The sequence below is a fragment of the Glaciecola sp. 1036 genome, assembly GCF_050306235.1.
In the GTDB taxonomy this organism is placed as follows: Bacteria; Pseudomonadota; Gammaproteobacteria; order Enterobacterales; family Alteromonadaceae; genus Glaciecola.
This window is the reverse complement of sequence record NZ_JBLWFH010000020.1, coordinates 1-19,006: the sequence shown is the minus strand read 5'-3', so window position 1 is coordinate 19,006 and position 19,006 is coordinate 1. Positions and strand designations below refer to the sequence as shown.

Sequence of the window (19,006 nt, the reverse complement as noted above, 5' to 3'; positions counted from 1 at the left end):
TTTTTACAGATTAGTAGTATTTCAATTCGTCCGCTTTTCCTCGGAAAGTAAAATACGCAAACACTGTGTAAGCAGCAATCACAGGTACAACAAATACCGCGCCTATAAATATAATATTCAGAGACTCAGCTGAACTCGCCGCTTGATAAATAGTTAACTGATTCGGTACCACATAAGGGTAAAAGCTCAAGGCTAATCCGACAAAGCTGGTAAAAAATATTACGCAACTCATTAAAAATGGCAGTCCAGCACCCTGATCATCCTCTAGAGGTAAATCTTTCAACACCTTGTATCCAATGGCAAACATGGCGAAACAAGTGATAGGGATAATGGCAAAGAAGTAAGCAAAAGGTGGAGACGTCCACACATTCAGCACATTGACGTTTACAATAGGATTAATCAAGCTTACCGCTAAGATACCGAAAAAGGCCAACATGCCTGACTGCCTGCAGCGCTTGATAGCGTGAAGTTGAATTTCATCTGTGGTTTTTAATATCAACCAAGCGTTTCCGATCAACGCATAAGCAGCAGTGACACAAAAACCACTGAACAAAGCAAAAACCACATTAAGATAGGTATATTCCAATCCAACTACATATAAACCCAGCATAAAGCCTTGGCTAAATGAGGCGATTATTGAACCAATTTTAAATACCCAATCCCAACGTAGTTTATGTTCAGGTTTTACCTTGGCACGAAAATCAAATGCCACTCCGCGCAGTATCAAGCCTATTAACAAAAATGAGGCTGGTAAATAAAGCGCTTTTAGGATGGCACTATGGGCTGCAGGGAAAGCAACCAAGAGCAATCCTACGGCTAATACCAACCAAGTTTCATTCGCATCCCAAAAGGGACCAATAGAAGCAATAGAAGTGTCGCGCCATGCCTCATTGTTCATTGGCAGAGTGATTCCGACGCCTAAGTCGTATCCATCTAGCATTGCATAAAGTAAGATCGAAAAAGCGGTTAACCCTGCAAATATCAATGCTAATGTGTGTTGATCTAACCAGTTCATGCTGCTACCTCCTGAGCGTCACCTTTTTCACTTTCAGGAAGTCCCGGTGGCGTTAAATCATATTCTTCTTCTTTCACCGCTTTTCCAGCCATGCGGAAAATGGTGCTGATATAGGCAATAAGTAAGACTATATAAATTGAGATATACATGGCCAACGTAAAGGCGACGTTTTCACCCGCGATAGTGGTTACCGCATCAGCAGTTTTTACCACGCCATGCACAATGAAAGGTTGCCTGCCAATTTCGGTTACATACCAACCGGCTAAGGTAGCGACCCAGCCAGAAAAGGTCATACCAATTAAGATTTTTAGTTGTAACTTACTCAACGATTTTTTCCGTAAGACGGTAGCTGTGCTCCACCAAGAAATAAAAATCATCAGCAACCCTATGCCAACCATGACACGGAAACTAAAAAACACCGGTGCCACGGGCGGATGTTCACCTTCAAATTCATTTATGCCTTTTAACTCGCCATCGAAATCATGGGTTAAAATAAAACTGGCCATTCCGGGTATTTCCAGAGCATATTTATTAGTTTGCGTTTCAGCATCTGGGATGCCAAATAACACCAAAGGTGCACCATTTACGGTATGCCACAAACCCTCCATAGCAGCCACCTTCGCCGGCTGATGTTCAAGGGTATTTAGACCATGCATATCACCTACAAAAGCTTGAAGAGGAGCCAGTATGGCAGCTGTAATCACAGCGGTTTTTAACGTTAATCGTGGGGCTTTTTTATGATCTTTATATAGCAAACGATAAGCCGATATACCTGCCACTAAAAAGCACACTGTGAGACCAGAACTTAACAAAGTATGTGTGAGTCTGTAAGGAAACGAGGGATTAAAAATAACGGCAAACCAATCAGTGGCGTGAGCGATTCCGTCTCGCATTTCAAAACCGTCTGGGGTTTGCATCCAAGAATTTAGGGCCAGAATCCAAAAAGCTGACATTGTTGTACCAAAGGCTACTAAAAAGGTGGCTAGGGTATGTACCCAACTAGGTACCCTATTTGAACCAAACAACATTATGCCTAACATGGTGGCTTCTAAGAAAAATGCTGTGAGTATTTCGTATGCCAACAAGGGGCCAGCAATATTCCCCACTGACTCCATATATCCAGGCCAATTTGTGCCAAATTGAAAAGACATTGTGATGCCGCTGACAACTCCCATAGCGAAAGACAAAGCAAATACCTTGACCCAAAATCTATAAGCGCGCATCCACACTGGATGGCCGGAAAAATTAAAACGCAGTTTAAAATAAAACAGCAGCCACCCAAGGGCGATAGTGATGGTAGGAAACAGAATGTGAAAACTAATGTTCGCAGCAAATTGAATGCGCGAAAGGATGAGGGCATCCATTAAAAATACCTCGATAAAAAAATAAAAAATCTATTAATGGCTAGCTAATCGACTTTCTTTTGGATCAGCTTATCTTTTAAATCCAACACCTTACCTACACCAGATCCCAGCTTCATTAAGGCATTGAGTTTTTCTGGCGAAAGACTTTGTAAACTTTGGGTCCAGTGGGTGATGTTTTCGAGCAAATCGTGAATCTGATGAATTTGCTGTTGTGCATAGGCTTCTTTTTGATTCGCCGCTTCGTCTAGCATAATGTCGCGCAAAATAGACATGGTAGGGTCTATTTCCCGTTTACGACGTTCTTCGAATACTTTATTGGCCATATCCCAAATACTGCCTTTGGCTTGGTAATAGTCTTTACGATCACCGGCCTTGTATTGGGTTTTCACCAATTGCCAACTGCTCAGTTCTTTTAATCCCATGCTTACATTACCGCGAGATATTCCAAGGCAGTCGCCAATATCGTTTGCACTTAAAGGTTCTTCAGAAATCACCAGTAATGCCAGTATCTGACCAACGGTTCGGTTAAATCCCCATCTGCTACCCATTTCACCGAAATGGAAAACAAAGGTCTCTATCATAGGTGTCATTTGCATCATTTAATTAATTCGGAAGTTTCAGAAATTATTGAAAGTATATAATAAGATTGATTTAGATCAATAAAAATTTCACCATAATTTAAAAATAACAGGTTTGATTTTTAAAAAGAACGCAGCTTATTAGGCGTTAAACCGGTCCAGCGCTTTACCGCTTTTCTAAAATTATTCACGTCGGTAAAACGCATTTTACTGGCTGTTTGCTCGTTTTTTAATTTTTGAATCTGCAAGTAATACATGGCTTCTTGGCGGCGCAATTCATCATGTAATTGTTGAAAGCTGGTACTATGCTCTTTTAACAGACGTTTGAGTGAAGCAGGGCTCATATCAAATAATGCAGCAGCATCAGGCAAGGTGGTTTGGGGCGCTTTTCGCAATATTAAGCGTACTTGTTCAAGCAAACTGTAGCGAACTTTGTATTGGGTTTTAACTTGCTTAAGAGCGTAACTATGTAATTTAGGATTGGCGTCTTTGCAAGTAATTTGGGTGTCATTGTGCGCTATTTTGACCATCAAGGTTGGTGCTTGAAATTCCAATCGCGTGCCTAAGCTTTCTTCATACTCATACATATATTTAGGTCGAGCAAACGGAAAACTAAAGGAAAATTTAAGGCGTCGCCCCGTACAAAGTTTAGATAAACTTACTAGAGCTGCACAACTAGCTTCTTGAATAAACCGCTGCTGTTTCCCAAGCCCAATGGGATCAAAAAACTGTAGGTATAGGGTATCTTCATCTATGTGGTTAAAGGAAGACATAAAGGGATAAAGTTGGGGTTTTAGTAAGGCCATCAACTTTAAGCAATGATGGAAATCCTTAGCGCTAGAAAGCACGTCTTGAATGTCATCAGGCAATAAGTCAATTAGGGTGCGCCCAAACTGAAAACCTAGATCCTGACCCTGACTCAATGTTTGTGCGTTAGCAATTAATGTCAGTAACTGATTACAACTTACTTGAGAATCGTTTTCAAAATCTTGTAAGAATATTCCCGTACCAACAAGCAATTTTTGAGCATCAGCACCTCTTGCTACTGCTAGCTCATATAAGGCTTTAGGCAGCAAGTTAGCCGGTAAAAATTTATCCTTGTTGGTGAAATATTCTAATGGCATCAAGCAGCAACTTCACTCATATTATCAATAGCTTGGTTCAAGGCTTGTAAACTTTGTTCCAGAGGTTGGCCTTGGTTCAAAGTATCAAAGACAAATCTCATGTGGGTAAACAAGGGCGCATTTGCTTTGTGGGGTTTAAAAGCAACAGATTGAATACTTTTTTGTATTTGTAATGCGATAGACTGGGCATTATCAAAATCCGTATTTGGTAGTAAGACAACAAATCTGTCTCCGGCATAACGACATGCCAAATCAGAACTACGCAAATTCATCACTAACAGCTGAGCTACTTCTCGTAAAATTCTATCGCCTTCGGCTAAACCAAATTGACGATTAATTGAGGAGAAACTGACCAAATCAAACACCACTAAACTGGTATTTTGATGCAGAGGAATTTGCTGTTTCGCGCGATCAATAAAGTAGTTACCTCTGTACAGCAAGGTAATAGGGTCGATTTCTTTGTGCCATCGATAATCTAATTCACGACGGTACAACTGGCGATTCAAGGACAATTGTTCTTGATGCCACCAATACAAAGCAACCGACATTACAAGCATACCAATTGCCGCCGGAATCGATTCAACGAAACTCAACCAAGTACTCGACGAATAAGGATCGGTAAATTCGTCTAAGAAATCGATTAACGAAGATGCGGTAAATAAGGTAAGCCCAAGCACCAGAAAAGTGGTAACTCGACCCGGAGGTCTGCTTACCAATACAGCAAACGCCCAAAAGCCGCTTAATAGCAGTATGCTGCCCTCACCTATTACATCCGAGAATTTTATTTGTTGCCAACTGACTAATTCTCCAGACATTGAACACACCATAAAAACCGCTATTACAGTGAACAAATAAGTGATTATCAGCGGCTTGTGCTGAGATAACATTGAAAATGACATGAGCGAATCCAACTAAAAATTTTGCTACACCATGTATAGGGTGCAACATAGATACAAGGGTCATATTGGCTCAAAGATATGACAAAAGCATGAATGTAAAACAAAAGGAAGAGTAATATTTTGCCTAAATAGCCGTATTTTATGGTCTTGCAAGGGGGTCATTTTGGCTCAAGGAGTTTTTAAAACAGCAATTTCTAGCTGAATAAAGATGCCATTCAATAAAGTGAAAAAAATCTGTCACGAATCTGTCATTTAGCCTCAGTAGGGTGTCCGCGATTTTTATTAATATTCACTAAAGGAAAAAGTCCATGAGCATCAAGTTCAGCACTGTGGCGGCGGCAATCAGCCTTTCATTGGCATCTGCACAGGCAATATCACAAGAATCTGCAAGCTTGTATGGAAAGCTGGTTGATCAAAATAACCAAAGTGTCTTTGCTGGCGCTAAGGTTGAAATTAAATCGTTGAATCGTAATTCCCTTTCAAAAACCGATGGCACCTTTAGATTTCCAAATTTACCCACAGGTGAATATGAACTCACTATTACGTATTCTGGCTTTGAACCAATCACTCAAACGGTGACCTTGAGTCAGGGTGAAAACCTCTTACCCAGCATAGTGCTTGTTCCAAAGGGCCAGGTGATTGACGAAGTTATTACTCGCGGTCAACGCAGTGGAAAGGCTAGCGCAATTAATCAGCAAAAAAATTCGACCAACATAGTATCAGTAGTATCTGCCGATGGTATTGGTGATTTCCCAGATCAAAATGCTGCTGAATCTTTACAGCGTTTGCCCGGTATTTCTATTGAACGTGACCAAGGTGAGGGTCGCTTTGTTGGTATCAGAGGTATAGATCCTAACCTCAACAATGTCACCATCAATGGTTTGAATATTCCTTCACCCGAGGCTGGCGTGCGCTCAGTGGCATTAGACGTTATCCCCTCTGAGCTGATTCAAACCTTAGAAGTGTCAAAGTCGATTTCAGCAGATATGGATGCTGACGCTGTAGGTGGTGCTATCAATGTAAAAAGCATCAGTGCGTTTGACCGTACCCAAGATACAACCATAGTATCTTTGCAGGCGAGCCATAATGAGCTTCGATCAGAAACCTCTCCAAAGGCCTCTTTAACAGCAACGCGTTTATTCGATGACAAATGGGGAGTTGCTGCGGCGCTTTCCTATTTCAAGCGGGATTTCGGTTCTGACAACATAGAATCAAATGCTGAAGATGAAGTTGAACAACGTCATTACGCCATTACGCGCGAGCGAATTGGCGGCGCGTTAAACATCGATTATCGTCCTAACTTTAATGATGCTTATTTCCTACGCACCTTATACAGCGAGTTTTCAGATGACGAATATCGTCAGGCAAATATCTATGTGTTAGACGGTGAAGATTCAGAGATCGAAAGAGAATCAAAAGATAGAGAAGAGACCCAAACAATTTTCACTGTTTCTGCTGGCGGTGAACACGAGCGCAATCAATGGTTATTCGACTATCAGCTTGGTTATGCAAAGTCAGATGAGAAAGAACCAAGCGCGTTATATTACACCTTAGTCACTGAAAACCCGAGTGTAGAAGCTGACTTACAGCGCGTGATTCCAAGCGTTTCAGTGAATAGCGATGCAAACGACTTCTCTACCTATGAAGTTGACGAAATTAGTTTCGAAAACAATTTAGCCGAAGATACCGAGCATAGTATACAAGCAAACCTTACCCGATTATTTAGTGCTAAAAATGGTCTAACAAAAATTAAATCTGGTTTTAAATACCGTGATCGTGAAAAACAAGCCATTGCAAAAATTGATATATATGGTGGTGATTTTGATGACTTAGATCCAACACAATTTGCAGACGTCACGCCAGACTATGGATTGGGTGATTTCGGTCCCGGCCTTAACCGTGGTGTTTTACGATCTTTTTATAACCAGAGTCAAAGCGTCTTAGAATTAGAAGAACTGGATTCAGAAATCGAATCAAAAGGTGCTTCTTATATAAACAATGAAGACATTTTCGCTGTTTACAGTATGGGGCAGTTTGATTGGGATAAAGTGCGCTTAGTTGCTGGTGTCAGATACGAAAAAACCGATTTTAGTACTTCGGGTTCTAGAGTTGAACTAATCGAAGATGAAGAAAATGATATTGAAGAAGTGGTAAATACGCCATGGGAAGTAGACAGAGACTATGATCATCTCTTATTCAGTATGAATGCTCGATATGCATTTTCCGATAAGTTAATTTTACGCGGTGCATTTGCCCAAACTATCTCACGCCCTATTTTTGAACAATCCGCAGCCTTTCAGATAATTGAAAGTAAAACCGAAGAAGATGACGGCGAATTTGTCACCGAAAGAGAAGCTGAAGTAGGTAACCCAGAACTACAACCTTATGAAGCAAACAACTTCGATATATCCTTGGAATACTATCCGGATACCATAGGTGTAATTTCGGCCGGTATCTTCTATAAGCAAATTGATAATTTTGTGGTGTTAGCAGACGTGGCTGGCACGCCAGATTGGGTCGGCTTTGACGAAGTTATTCAACCTATTAACGGTGATGAAGCCACCCTCTCTGGTGTAGAGCTTTCTTGGGTAAAAACCTTTGATAACGGCCTATTATTTTCAGTAAACGGTACTTTTTCTGATAGTGAAGCCACAACTTTCTTAGATGGCGAACGCTTTGAAACTAGTTTACCCAATCAGTCTGACACTGTCGGCAACTTAACTGTAGGCTATGAAGACAACGCATGGTCACTGCGCTTAACCATGACTTACAAGAGTGAAAACTTTGAAGAGATTGATGGGGACTTCCTACGCTATGAAGATGACCATCAACAGGTTGATTTTTCAGGCAAATATTTTATCAATGACGATTTGAATTTGTATCTCAATGTAGTGAATTTAACGGATGAGCCTTTCTATGGATACTTCGACCAACGCAATCAAAACGCGCAGTACGAAGAGTATGGTAGAACAATAGAGTTTGGTTTCAGGTGGCAGCTCTAGTCGGCAGTATTGTCGGCTATTCGAATCATTCATGAATAATCAAAATGGGACAGTACAAACAAAATGCTAAGAAATTCATGTAAGACATTGATAACTCTTGCTGCGCTAAACCTGTTAATTTCGGGCTGTAGCGCAGCGCAAAATTCAACTACCATTGCACCAAAACAAGTAGGTGTAAAAGGTCAGGAAATTCACCCTTTGATAGTTGAAAAACAGGTTAGCTATCTTGTTTCTGATAATAAAACGGGTATTCAATGGCGTAAAACTAACGCTCAGGCTGATGCTAGCTGGTCGGGTAGAGTCGCCAGCATGGACTGGCGCTTTGTCGATACGAAAAAACAACAACTGCTAATAGCGGCACTTGATAGTGAAACGTCAGATGTCGATATTATTGAATTAGACCTTACCAGCTCTCAATTCACACCGAAATTGTTGCTTAAGGCAACGGATGCCGATGTAGAAGCGGTTTGTTTAGCCAATATCGAACAAAAACTCTATCTATTTACTGTTGATGCATTAGGCCAAGCTAACCAGTTTTTAATAGCGAACTCCCATGATGCTCAACCAAGGTTAATCAATATGCGACAGCTAACTGTTGGCTACAACGTGAAAGACTGCGCCGTAGACGATAGCCAGCAACAATTATTGACGGTGGAAGAAGAACTTGGGATTTGGTCAATGGACGCCAAACCTGAGGGGCAGTTAGAACGAAACTTGTTACCTTTTAACGCAATAGAAGTAGAAAGTATCAGTGTTGTTGCCCCTGGTGTAGTTTCTTATGTGAGTCAGGATGCCAATGACATTATCTTTACTAGCCTTGGAGAAGAGCCAGTAAAGGTAAAAGTTTCAGCAGGGTCTTACAACAATATTAACGCTTTCCCATTAACTCAAGGTGAATATAGCGAGGTTGTTTTAGGGCTTTATAACGAAGACAAAGATGAGTTGACGACTAAAGTAATTGCCATCTCAGAGTTATCGCCGTTGAATTTAATGCCGACAAAACATCTTGAGAAAACAGTCAACGCAACCTTTGTAGCTGCGGCACAAACTCATCCAGTGCAACGACATGGTGATGCTGCGGATGATCCCGCTATTTGGATAAATTCGGATAATCCAGAAAAGAGTTTGATTTTAGGTACTGACAAAAAGTTTGGCTTAAATGTTTACACATTGGCAGGAGAGCTTTTGCAAAGTATGGACGTCGGAAGAATCAATAACATCGATGTTCGTAAAGGTGTGCTAGTCGGCGACACTAAATTGGATATTGCCGTAGCAAGTAACCGCACTCACCAGTCCATGACTATTTTTGGCATCAGTCCTGACGCAGGCGAAGTAAGTTATCTTGCTGATATTGATACTAACTTGGATGATGTTTACGGCATTTGTTTGTATCAGCATGCACAAGGCTTAGATGTTTTGATCAATGACACTAGTGGAACTTACAATCAATATAGGTTGAATACCAAAACCGCTGATCATTTTACCGCAGATTTAATCCACTCGTTTACAGTGGATAGTCAACCAGAAGGTTGCGTAGTAGAAGATGCCAGTGGGCGCCTGTTTTACGGAGAAGAATCAACTGGCGTTTGGTTAAGAAATTTAGAAACGCCAGCACAAGCACCTCAACTTATCGCCTTAGCCGAAAATACAGTAGAGCCAGATATTGAAGGTATGGGGCTATATTATGTCGACAATCAAGCATACTTGGTCGTTTCAAGTCAGGGAAACAACAGCTTTGCAGTTTATGCGGTGGACAATGGCAATAAGCTCTTGGGCACCTTTGATATAGGTATCAATTATGACCTCAACATAGACGGTGTTTCGGAAACAGATGGACTTGAAGCCACAAGCGTAAACTTAGGGCGTCAATTTCCTAAAGGTTTATTGGTCGTGCAAGATGGTCATAATGTCATGCCATTATCCGCGCAAAATTTTAAATTAGTGTCGGGCGAGTTGTTACATAAATTTATTCTCGAAAACAGGTAATTTAACATGCCAAAATATGCCATGGTATTGATGGTTTATTTAGACATAAAAAACAGCTCATAAAGGGGCTGTTTTTTTGTTTTTACGGACCATTTTGAGCATTAAAAAAAATAGCGAAAAAAGGTAATGTTTTCTGCAGATTTTCCGATAGTAAAAAGTAATGCATGAACCCATTACTGAGTTTTTAAATTTTCACAAGCACTTAGAACTGAGTAATAACTTTAAAATACTATCCCGGAAGTATGACTATGACACTCTTTAACAAGTTTAAATTTAATTTGAGCAACGAAGAATCGCAAAGGGATGATGCGAAAAAAGCCCAAGCGGATCTGACTCAACTTAGACGTATCTCTCAAGCACTCGCGCTTAGTTCCACTGCAGTAATGATTTCTGATAACGATTTGAACATCATTTATACCAATGATTCGGTGGTCGATTTGCTCAAGGATCACGAAAGAGAAATTCAAAAAGAACTCCCACATTTTGAAGCGAACAATTTAGTCGGTAAAAATATCGATATTTTCCATAAGAACCCTGCACATCAGCGCCGTATGCTAGCAGATATGAATAGCAAGAGCGTTTCTTCCATTACTGTAGGTGAACTTAATTTAAAACTGACGTTAGTGCCTTTATTTGACGAACAAAATACTCGCATTGGGTTTATGGTGGAGTGGTTAGAACAAACGGATATTCTTAAAAAGACCGCGATGTTAGATGCACTTGATCGTTCACAAGCGGTTATTGAATTTTCGCCCAAGGGTATCATTAGAGCTGCCAACAAAAATTTCCTAGACACCTTAGGCTATAAAGAATCTGAAATTGTTGGTAAACATCACCAAATCTTTATGCCGCAAGAAGAAAGAAATACTTCAGCCTACAGAGAATTCTGGGAAAACTTAGCTAAAGGCAAATTTGCTGCTGGTGACTTTAAGCGTATCGATAAAGATGGCAGAGAAGTTTGGATTAATGCTAGTTATAATCCAGTAATGAATGAATCCGGACAGGTTATGGCGGTAGTAAAATACGCCAGTAACATTACAGAGCAAAAAGTTAAAGCGGCGGATTATGAAGGTCAAATAGAGGCCATCAGTAAATCACAAGCGGTAATTGAATTTGACTTAGATGGCACCATCCTCACTGCAAACCAAGCCTTCCAGGATACTATGGGTTATTCATTGGATGAAATTCAAGGTAAACACCACAGTATGTTTGCGGAAAAAGAATTTGCAAGAAGCCCTGAATACGCAGCATTTTGGGAAAACCTAGGTGCTGGTAATTTCTTCTCAGACGAATACAAGCGGGTCGCCAAAGGTGGCAGAGAGGTATGGCTACAAGCTTCATATAATCCTATTTTAGATATGAACGGTCGCCCAGTAAAAGTGGTAAAATATGCCACTGATATCACTGAGCGAAAAGTCGCTGTTGCAGAAATAAAACGTGTGTTGATGAATTTGTCGGATGGTGATTTAACCACAGGTATTGATCAAGACTTCGGGCCAGAGTTTGCCGAATTGAAAGATGCAATAAACAACTTTATTACCGGCATCCATAAAACAGTATCCACAATCAACAGCGCTGCTAGTACCATAAGTATTGCTGCCAGCGAGATTGCGAAAGGCAACTCAGACTTGTCTGCACGTACAGAAGAACAAGCATCTAGTTTGGAAGAGACAGCTTCTACAATGGAAGAGCTCACTTCAACGGTTCGCCAAAACTCAGATCACGCTGGACAAGCAAGCACCTTAGCTACAGACGCGACTGATATCGCAATTTCCGGTGGTGACTTAATTTCTCAGGTTGTCACTACAATGTCTTCTATTAATGAGTCAGCCCAGAAAATCTCTGACATCATAGGGGTCATTGACGGAATTGCATTCCAAACGAATATCTTGGCATTAAACGCAGCAGTAGAAGCCGCTCGCGCCGGTGAACAAGGCCGCGGATTTGCCGTTGTTGCTTCTGAGGTAAGAAGCTTGGCACAACGTTCAGCAAATGCAGCCAAAGACATTAAAACCCTGATTTCAGATTCTGTAGGAAAAATTGAAAACGGTAACTCGTTGGTTGGTCAATCGGGCGAAACCATGGAAAAAATTGTTGAATCAATCAAGCATGTTAGTCAAATCATGAGCGAAATAGATGCCGCGTCGAAAGAGCAATCAACAAGTATTGATGAAGTCAGTAAATCTGTTATTCAAATGGATACTGTGACTCAGCAAAATGCTGCCTTGGTTGAAGAAGCCGCAGCGGCCTCTGAGAACATGCAAAACCAAGCGGTTGAGTTATCTAAAATGGTTTCATCATTTAAAATTTAAACCGTTAATAGCAGTTGACGAAGCCAGCGAATTCGCTGGCTTTTTTTATTTCTATCTCTCCCATTCCCAGAACATAAAACTTCAATATCAATCATAAAGTTAACATTTTGATTGATAGTGAGTGAAGTCGAGCATACAATGAATTAAAATTCTGCGGAATTACGGTACAGAGGAAATAACATGCTCGAAAAGCAACGCCAACAACTTATTTTGGATATTTTAGACGAAAATACTTTTGCCAGTGTGCACGAACTCTGCTCGCAACTAAATGCCTCAGAAGCCACTATCCGTAGAGATTTAAATAAACTTCAAGAACACAACAAATTACGCAAGATAAGAGGCGGCGCTCAAGTATTAGAAGCTAAACCCGTCTCCAATATCAAGCTTTCTGGCGGTGCTTTTTTGGTAGATAAAGAAAGGAATGCCGACGCTAAACGCTTAATCGCTAAAGTCGCTGTTGAAATGTGTGAGGATGGCGACTCAATTATTATAAACGGCGGCTCATCAACCTTTATGATGGCAGAGTTTCTCAGTGATAGACGACTCAACATATTAACCAATTCCTTTGTGCTGGCGGATGAATTATTGGAAACGAGTCAGAATCAAGTAAGCGTGCCTGGCGGCGAGATCTATCGAAAACAAAGCATCATTCTGAGTTCATTTGAAAATGATACCACTCAAAACTATCACGGAAGTAAGATGTTCATGGGATCACCAGGGGTCAGTGAATTTGGCATAATGGAGACTGACCCATTATTGATCTTAGCAGAACAGAAATTGCGAAAACGCGCTGACAAATTAGTCGTTTTGGTGGATAGCACTAAAATAGGCATCAGAGGAAATCTTATATTCTGTTCTCTTAGTGATGTGGATACTATTATTACAGACTCAAAAGCCGACCCTGGGTACATTGAGAAATTCAAACAACAAGGGATCACAGTAATTATTGCCGATGCCCCCGAAGAATAAAAAGGCTCTTCAGCTCCTTCACTAGCTTCAAATGTCAAAATAATTCCCAGTAAAGATGTAAGCAAGTTGTTAAATTAAATGATTGAATATGATTGACAAAGATTGAAATGTCGGTATATTAACCCTGTGAGTTAGCTTTTTATTACATATTCAATCAAATATTTACTATTTTAAACAGGGAATCTTCATGTCTTATCAGTCAAATGACTACAAACACGTCAATTACCTCTGGCAAGACGAGATAGCTGACAAGTTAGATCCTTTAGAGAATCTAGTCTATCGTTCAAATATTCTCGGCGCCGACCAACGCATTACAAACACAGGGGGCGGCAATACTTCAGCAAAGCTAATGGAGAAAGACCCTCTAACAGGCGAAACTGTAGAAGTGTTATGGGTAAAAGGATCTGGCGGCGATCTCAGAACTGCAACGTCAGAAAATTTTTCTTCCTTATATGAAGATAAATTGCGTGATCTTGATAATTTATATCAAAGTTTTGAAGATAAAGGCTATAAGTCTGCCGGAGAGGATCGCATGGTGGGCATGTTCAAGCATTGTAATTTTTGTCTGAACGCTCGTGCTTCATCCATAGATACGCCTCTACATTCAATGATTAATGAAAAGCATGTGGATCACCTCCACCCAAATGCAGTGATTGCAATTGCATCTTGTAAAGATCAAGAAAAACTCACAGAAGAAGTATGGGGCGGCAAACTTGCTTACATTCCTTGGATGCGACCGGGTTGGGAAGCAGCCAAATTATGTGAAGAAAAATACCAACAAAATCCCGATATTCTGGGGATTTTGCTAGGTCAACATGGTCATACGAATTGGTCATCCGAAAGTAAAAGTTGCTATGACACCTCGCTTTGGGTCATTGAAACTGCAGCCCGATATTTAGAAGCTAAAGATAAAGGTGAAAATACCTTTGGTGGTAAGAAATATGACAGTTTACCTGAAAATGAGAGAACCGCGTTATTACGAGAGTTTTTACCTGTCGCTCGAGGCATGATTTCCAACAAAGTGAAGTTTATTGGTACAGTGCAATATTCAGATGCCACCATGGAATTCGTCAACAGTGTTGATGCCCCACGTTTGGCTGAATTAGGCACCTCTTGCCCAGATCATTTCTTAAGAACAAAAATAAAGCCTTTATATATTGATTTCAATCCTCAAAAAGAAGGGGTTGATAGTTTAATTACCAAATTTGAAGCCGGTTTAACGCAATACAGAGAAGATTATCGAGCATATTACGAAAATTGTAAGCGCGACGATTCTCCCGCCATGCGAGACCCTAGCCCTACCGTCATGTTAATTCCGGGTGTTGGCATGGTCACTTGGGGCAAAAACAAGAGCGAATCAAGAGTCACAGCCGAGTTCTATACCTGTGCAATTGAGGTAATTCGAGGAGCGGAAGCTGTATCAGAATACACCGCTTTACCTGCTCAAGAAGCTTTTGATATTGAATATTGGGCGTTGGAAGAAGCAAAATTACAAAGAATGCCTGCAGAAAAAACACTGGCCAGAGATGTTGTTGTAGTTATTGGCGCTGGTGATGGTATTGGAAAGGCCGTTGCGCATAGAGTCGCCAAGGAAGGCGCACATGTTGTATGTGCTGATTTACAAATCGAATCTGCACAGAAAACTGCAGCAGAGCTTGTTGCTAAATATGGGGAAGGAATTGGTGTAGCAGGCAGTGAAGTTTCTGCATGTGGCCCTGCAATTGCTCTCCCTGTTGATATAACTAAAAGAGAAACAGTACAAGCACTGTTCACCCAAGTGTTATTGGCTTATGGTGGAATAGATAAAGTAGTTGTAACCGCCGGTGTCTTTATGGCAGAAGGTGAAGATTACGCGCTTAATGACAGAATATTTGATAAGAGTTTTGGGGTAAATGTAAAAGGTGCTTATATTGTCGCCTCAGAAGCGCAACGCATTTGGCAAAAACAATTAATGAAAGGCGCTCTAGTATTAACTACCAGTGTAAACGGGGCAGTTTCGAAGCGCGGCTCTTTGGCATACGATACAAGTAAAGCAGCCGCTAATCATTTAGTTCGAGAGTTAGCGGTAACCCTAGCCCCGCAAATAAACGTAAATGCGCTAGCACCAGCCACTGTCGTGCAAGGTAGCAGTATGTTTCCTCGAGATCGCGTTATGTCGTCTTTACGTAAATATGCAATTGAACATACAGAAGAAGAAAGTACCGAAGTGTTGCGCGAAAAACTTGCCAATTTCTATGCGCAGCGCACTTTGACCAAGCAACCAATAACACCAGAAGACCAAGCCGAAGCCGCATATTTGTTAATTTCAGGTCAATTAAGTAAAACAACAGGCCAAGTCATAAGCGTAGACGGTGGTTTGCAAGAAGCTTTCTTGCGTTAAGGAGTAGTAATAAATGAAAAAAATTGATCAAGGCCTTATTGCTAATGAAAACAGTAAGCTCGAAGAAGCATTAGATTACGATTATGCCGCTTTGGGTGAAAAGTTAGCCAGAGACAATATTGATATTGAAAAATTAACCGCAGCAGCGCAAGCTTTTGATGTTGCGATTCCCTCATGGGGCACCGGCACCGGCGGAACCAGATTCGCACGTTTTCCTAATGAGGGTGAACCAAGAAATATCTTTGAGAAGTTGGCTGATTGTTCGGTTATTAATGAATTATCAGGATGTACATCTAGTGTATCCCCACATTTTCCTTGGGACATAGTGGATGATTTTTCAGAGTTAAAAGAGCAAGCCGATGCTTATGGTTTAACCTGGGTTGCGGTTAATTCAAACACCTTTCAAGATCAGCCAAATCAAGAAGTAAGTTATAAATACGGCAGCTTGAGTCATACCCAAAAACCGAATAGAGAAGCCGCAATAGCGCATAACCTTGACTGTATTGAATATGGTAAGCAATTAGGCGCAAAAAGCCTAACAGTATGGATTGGTGATGGTTCTAATCATCCTGGTCAGCAGCACTTTCAACGAAGTTTCGAACGTTATTTAGATAGTATGTCGATGATTTACCGTGAACTACCCGATGATTGGGAAATGCACATTGAACATAAAATGTTTGAGCCTGCTTTCTATTCCACGGTTATCCAAGATTGGGGAAGTAACATTCTGGCGGCCATGCACTTAGGTCCTAAATGTAAATCTTTAGTGGATTTAGGCCATCATGCGCCTAACACTAACATTGAAATGATAGTATCTCGGCTGATTCAATTTAAGAAATTGGGCGGTTTCCATTTCAATGATAGTAAATATGGCGATGATGATTTAGACAGTGGTTCTATTCACCCATATCAACAATTTTTGATCTTTAATGAGCTAGTCGATGCGGAACATCGCCAACAAGACGAGTTCCACCCAGCCTACATGTTAGATCAATCTCACAATGTCACCGATCCTATTGAAAGCCTTATAATCTCTGGTATAGAAGTGCAACGCTCTTATATAAAAGCCCTCATGGTCAATCGTGACAACCTTTATGGTTATCAAGATAGCAATGACGCCATTATGGCTTCTCAAGAGCTGAAAAAAGCCTTTAATATGGATATTTCTCCCATTTTAGCTATGGCGAGAGCGCGCAAAGGTGCGGCAGTGGATCCTATTAACCTTTACCGTAAATCAGGTTATCGTCAAGACGTTGCGAAAGTACGTTTTCGTGATCCTTCAGCGTCAGGTTCCGGCATTGTTTAACAATAACAAGAAGTTCTGCTTGCACCGGTAAATCCGAATTTACGGTCAAGCAGTGTACTAGCATGTAAACCGACGATAGTACTGCCTCATCTGATGCGTTAGCTTAACTTAAATATGCTTATGGACCGAAAAAATGTCAGGGGATTGTTGTTTCAAACTTGACAAAGGGAGTCATACCTACAAGTTGCATTAGGGCAATGGCGACGTACTCACTACCAACTACCCCACGTAAACTAATAATCTTACCTACGAAGCTCCGTCGCTATTGTCCCGTTTCATGCTATGGTTAGTAGGCTATCTTCCTGCAAACCTCAATTTTCGAATAGCACCTACAATGCCTCTAGAGCCCACCGTAAACCATAGCCCCATAATTAACGTAATGATATAGCCAGTTAACCAAGCTATATAAGAACTAGGAAGACCTTCAAAAGCTGGGCCTTTATCGATATTCACAATAGCGAAAATCTGATTCACTAGTGGGACGATCGTAGAAACAACGATGAAAATCCCCATCAATGATAAAAGCATCGCCTTCCATTCAGCTATTGATATTTCGACCGCTCTATCCGCTTTGTCTTCTAAGGAGATTAACTTCTTCCCAAGGCTCTTTGCGCTCAAAAACAAAATAATGCCAACAAATATAGGTCCTATAATAGGCCCAATTCCCGAGGAAATAATTATATCGATGGGTGGCATACTCTCAATAAAGAAATAGCTCGAGTAATAACCAACATGGCTAATTGCATAAACAAAGCAAAGAATAGCTGCTACTTTTAAAACGAGCTCTGATACTTGATGAATACTCATATATCTATGTTTATAGCCTTCTAACACCGTTGTATGCGGTAAAATCCGCTCTTGTTTTTATCCGTCATAAAAACCTTGTGAACGACCAGCATGGATATGAACTTATGAGGTGAAAGTCCTCTGTAGGAAAATCACCGTCTTTTAACATCTAGTTATTAGACGCTAACTACTAGCGAATGGCAAGTGCAATCCCGCGAGAAATTGTGTGGAGAAAGCCGCTAGCAAATCTGCGAGCTGATGAACCCGTTAGCGCTTTCAGGGACAACTCTATAAGTGATTAAGCAGAAATCAGCAAACGGCATAGTAGCCAATATCTAAGAGGCAGGATAACCTATTTTTGGCATTGCCAGTGGATATCAACCTTGTGTCGAACTTGATCATTTAACATCCGAAGGTTTTTATTTACTGCGCGATGGGTGGATCGCACTTCACCATCCTAAGAGAGAGCACCCTGTTAGGAGCCGCATACAGGGTGTTGTAGGGGCTGAGAGGGTTAGAGACCCTTGGCTACCCGATTATGCGACTTTTAACTCGATCTTAGTTATTTTACCTAATTCAATAGTCTGCTTGGCTTGCCATAAATCGTAGTGATCCTGCATTGCGAGCCAGCTTTCTGGGCTGCGACCAAGAACTTTAGATAAACGTATAGCCATTTCTGGACTAACACCACTTTGGGTTTTCAAAACACGATTCAATGTCGAAGCAGCTACGTTTAAGTGCTTAGCAAGCTGTCGACAACTTAAGTTAAACGGTTCCATGTAAGTTTGAGAAATAAACTCGCCAGGATGAGGGGGATTGTGCATATTCATTAGTGGTAATCCTCGTAATTTAGGATATAAACATTTCCGCTTTCAAATTCGAATGTAATCCGCCAATTACCATTAACTGTAATTGACCACCAGTTACTTCGTTTTCCTTTTAACGGATGAAGTCTATATCCAGGTATATCTAAGTCATTAATTTCTCTTGCCGAATGCAAAGCTGCAAGCTGCATCCGTAGCTTTGAAGCATGAGCGGCTTGAATACCTTTGGTACTTCCTTTTTCAAAGAATAGCCTTAAGCCTTTGTGTTTGAATGACCTTATCATTTGAACATTGTAGCACGTTGCGCAACACTATCAAGTCGCATAAGAATTAAAACAAAGCAGAAATTTTAGCAACAGGTAAGAAGGTTAACTAATTGCAACAGGGGTGTGTCTATGCAATACCAAATCTTTAAGCTCAGCCAATATCTAAGAGGCTGGATAAACTACTTTGGTATCGCC

14 protein-coding genes and 1 pseudogene are annotated in these 19,006 nt (G+C 40.8%); 7 read left to right on the top strand and 8 right to left on the bottom strand.

Translation table 11 applies throughout. The annotated features are described in order from the left end of the window. Positions 1 to 10 precede the first annotated feature (10 nt). The 5 genes from cydB to ACNKW3_RS18565 form a co-directional block, all read right to left on the bottom strand. On the bottom strand, positions 11 to 1,015 hold the full coding sequence (gene cydB, locus ACNKW3_RS18585) for a cytochrome d ubiquinol oxidase subunit II (protein WP_427400836.1): 1,005 nt from the start codon (positions 1,013 to 1,015) through the stop codon (positions 11 to 13). Then, positions 1,012 to 2,379: a cytochrome ubiquinol oxidase subunit I gene (locus ACNKW3_RS18580; RefSeq protein WP_427400835.1), complete on the bottom strand. Its 1,368-nt coding sequence runs from the start codon at positions 2,377 to 2,379 to the stop codon at positions 1,012 to 1,014. The genes cydB and ACNKW3_RS18580 overlap by 4 nt, the downstream gene beginning before the upstream one ends. 44 nt (positions 2,380 to 2,423) lie before the next feature. Next, the gene (locus ACNKW3_RS18575; protein WP_427400876.1) at positions 2,424 to 2,975 is read right to left on the bottom strand and encodes a GbsR/MarR family transcriptional regulator; all 552 of its coding nucleotides are present in this window, start codon (positions 2,973 to 2,975) and stop codon (positions 2,424 to 2,426) included. Positions 2,976 to 3,079: 104 nt separating this feature from the next. Continuing rightward, positions 3,080 to 4,081 (bottom strand): helix-turn-helix domain-containing protein, encoded by a 1,002-nt coding sequence (locus ACNKW3_RS18570; RefSeq protein WP_427400834.1) that lies wholly within the window; start codon positions 4,079 to 4,081, stop codon positions 3,080 to 3,082. Next, positions 4,081 to 4,980 carry a GGDEF domain-containing protein gene (locus tag ACNKW3_RS18565; RefSeq protein ID WP_427400833.1) on the bottom strand — a complete coding sequence of 300 codons (900 nt, stop codon included), beginning with the start codon at positions 4,978 to 4,980 and terminating at the stop codon, positions 4,081 to 4,083. Before ACNKW3_RS18565 ends, ACNKW3_RS18570 begins: the two co-directional genes overlap by 1 nt. Before the next feature lie 308 nt (positions 4,981 to 5,288). Between ACNKW3_RS18565 and ACNKW3_RS18560 the strand changes: the two genes are divergently transcribed. From ACNKW3_RS18560 to rhaI, 6 genes are all read left to right on the top strand, one after another. Then, entirely contained in the window at positions 5,289 to 7,982 is a 2,694-nt protein-coding gene (locus tag ACNKW3_RS18560; RefSeq protein ID WP_427400832.1) for a TonB-dependent receptor, read from the top strand. Between the two features lie 63 nt (positions 7,983 to 8,045). After that, positions 8,046 to 9,968 (top strand): phytase, encoded by a 1,923-nt coding sequence (locus ACNKW3_RS18555; protein ID WP_427400831.1) that lies wholly within the window; start codon positions 8,046 to 8,048, stop codon positions 9,966 to 9,968. A gap of 248 nt (positions 9,969 to 10,216) precedes the next feature. Further along, the gene (locus tag ACNKW3_RS18550; RefSeq protein WP_427400830.1) at positions 10,217 to 12,280 is read left to right on the top strand and encodes a methyl-accepting chemotaxis protein; all 2,064 of its coding nucleotides are present in this window, start codon (positions 10,217 to 10,219) and stop codon (positions 12,278 to 12,280) included. A gap of 180 nt (positions 12,281 to 12,460) precedes the next feature. After that, positions 12,461 to 13,249 (top strand): DeoR/GlpR family DNA-binding transcription regulator, encoded by a 789-nt coding sequence (locus tag ACNKW3_RS18545; RefSeq protein WP_427400829.1) that lies wholly within the window; start codon positions 12,461 to 12,463, stop codon positions 13,247 to 13,249. A gap of 187 nt (positions 13,250 to 13,436) precedes the next feature. Beyond that, positions 13,437 to 15,629, top strand: a complete 2,193-nt coding sequence (locus ACNKW3_RS18540; protein WP_427400828.1) for a bifunctional rhamnulose-1-phosphate aldolase/short-chain dehydrogenase — start codon at positions 13,437 to 13,439, stop codon at positions 15,627 to 15,629. 13 nt (positions 15,630 to 15,642) lie between these two features. Continuing rightward, positions 15,643 to 16,935 carry an L-rhamnose catabolism isomerase gene (rhaI, locus tag ACNKW3_RS18535; protein ID WP_427400827.1) on the top strand — a complete coding sequence of 431 codons (1,293 nt, stop codon included), beginning with the start codon at positions 15,643 to 15,645 and terminating at the stop codon, positions 16,933 to 16,935. 294 nt (positions 16,936 to 17,229) lie between these two features. On the opposite strand, the gene ACNKW3_RS18530 is transcribed toward rhaI, so the two are convergent. From ACNKW3_RS18530 to ACNKW3_RS18520, 3 genes are all read right to left on the bottom strand, one after another. Continuing rightward, complete coding sequence (locus ACNKW3_RS18530; protein WP_427400826.1) at positions 17,230 to 17,742, bottom strand: hypothetical protein; 513 nt, start codon at positions 17,740 to 17,742, stop codon at positions 17,230 to 17,232. A gap of 515 nt (positions 17,743 to 18,257) precedes the next feature. After that, complete coding sequence (locus tag ACNKW3_RS18525; RefSeq protein ID WP_427400825.1) at positions 18,258 to 18,551, bottom strand: HigA family addiction module antitoxin; 294 nt, start codon at positions 18,549 to 18,551, stop codon at positions 18,258 to 18,260. Then, the gene (locus ACNKW3_RS18520) at positions 18,551 to 18,829 is read right to left on the bottom strand and encodes a type II toxin-antitoxin system RelE/ParE family toxin (RefSeq protein ID WP_427400824.1); all 279 of its coding nucleotides are present in this window, start codon (positions 18,827 to 18,829) and stop codon (positions 18,551 to 18,553) included. The genes ACNKW3_RS18525 and ACNKW3_RS18520 overlap by 1 nt, the downstream gene beginning before the upstream one ends. Positions 18,830 to 18,910: 81 nt before the next feature. Between ACNKW3_RS18520 and ACNKW3_RS18515 the strand changes: the two are divergent. Further along, positions 18,911 to 19,006 (top strand): annotated as a pseudogene (locus tag ACNKW3_RS18515) (group II intron maturase-specific domain-containing protein); the annotation flags it as partial.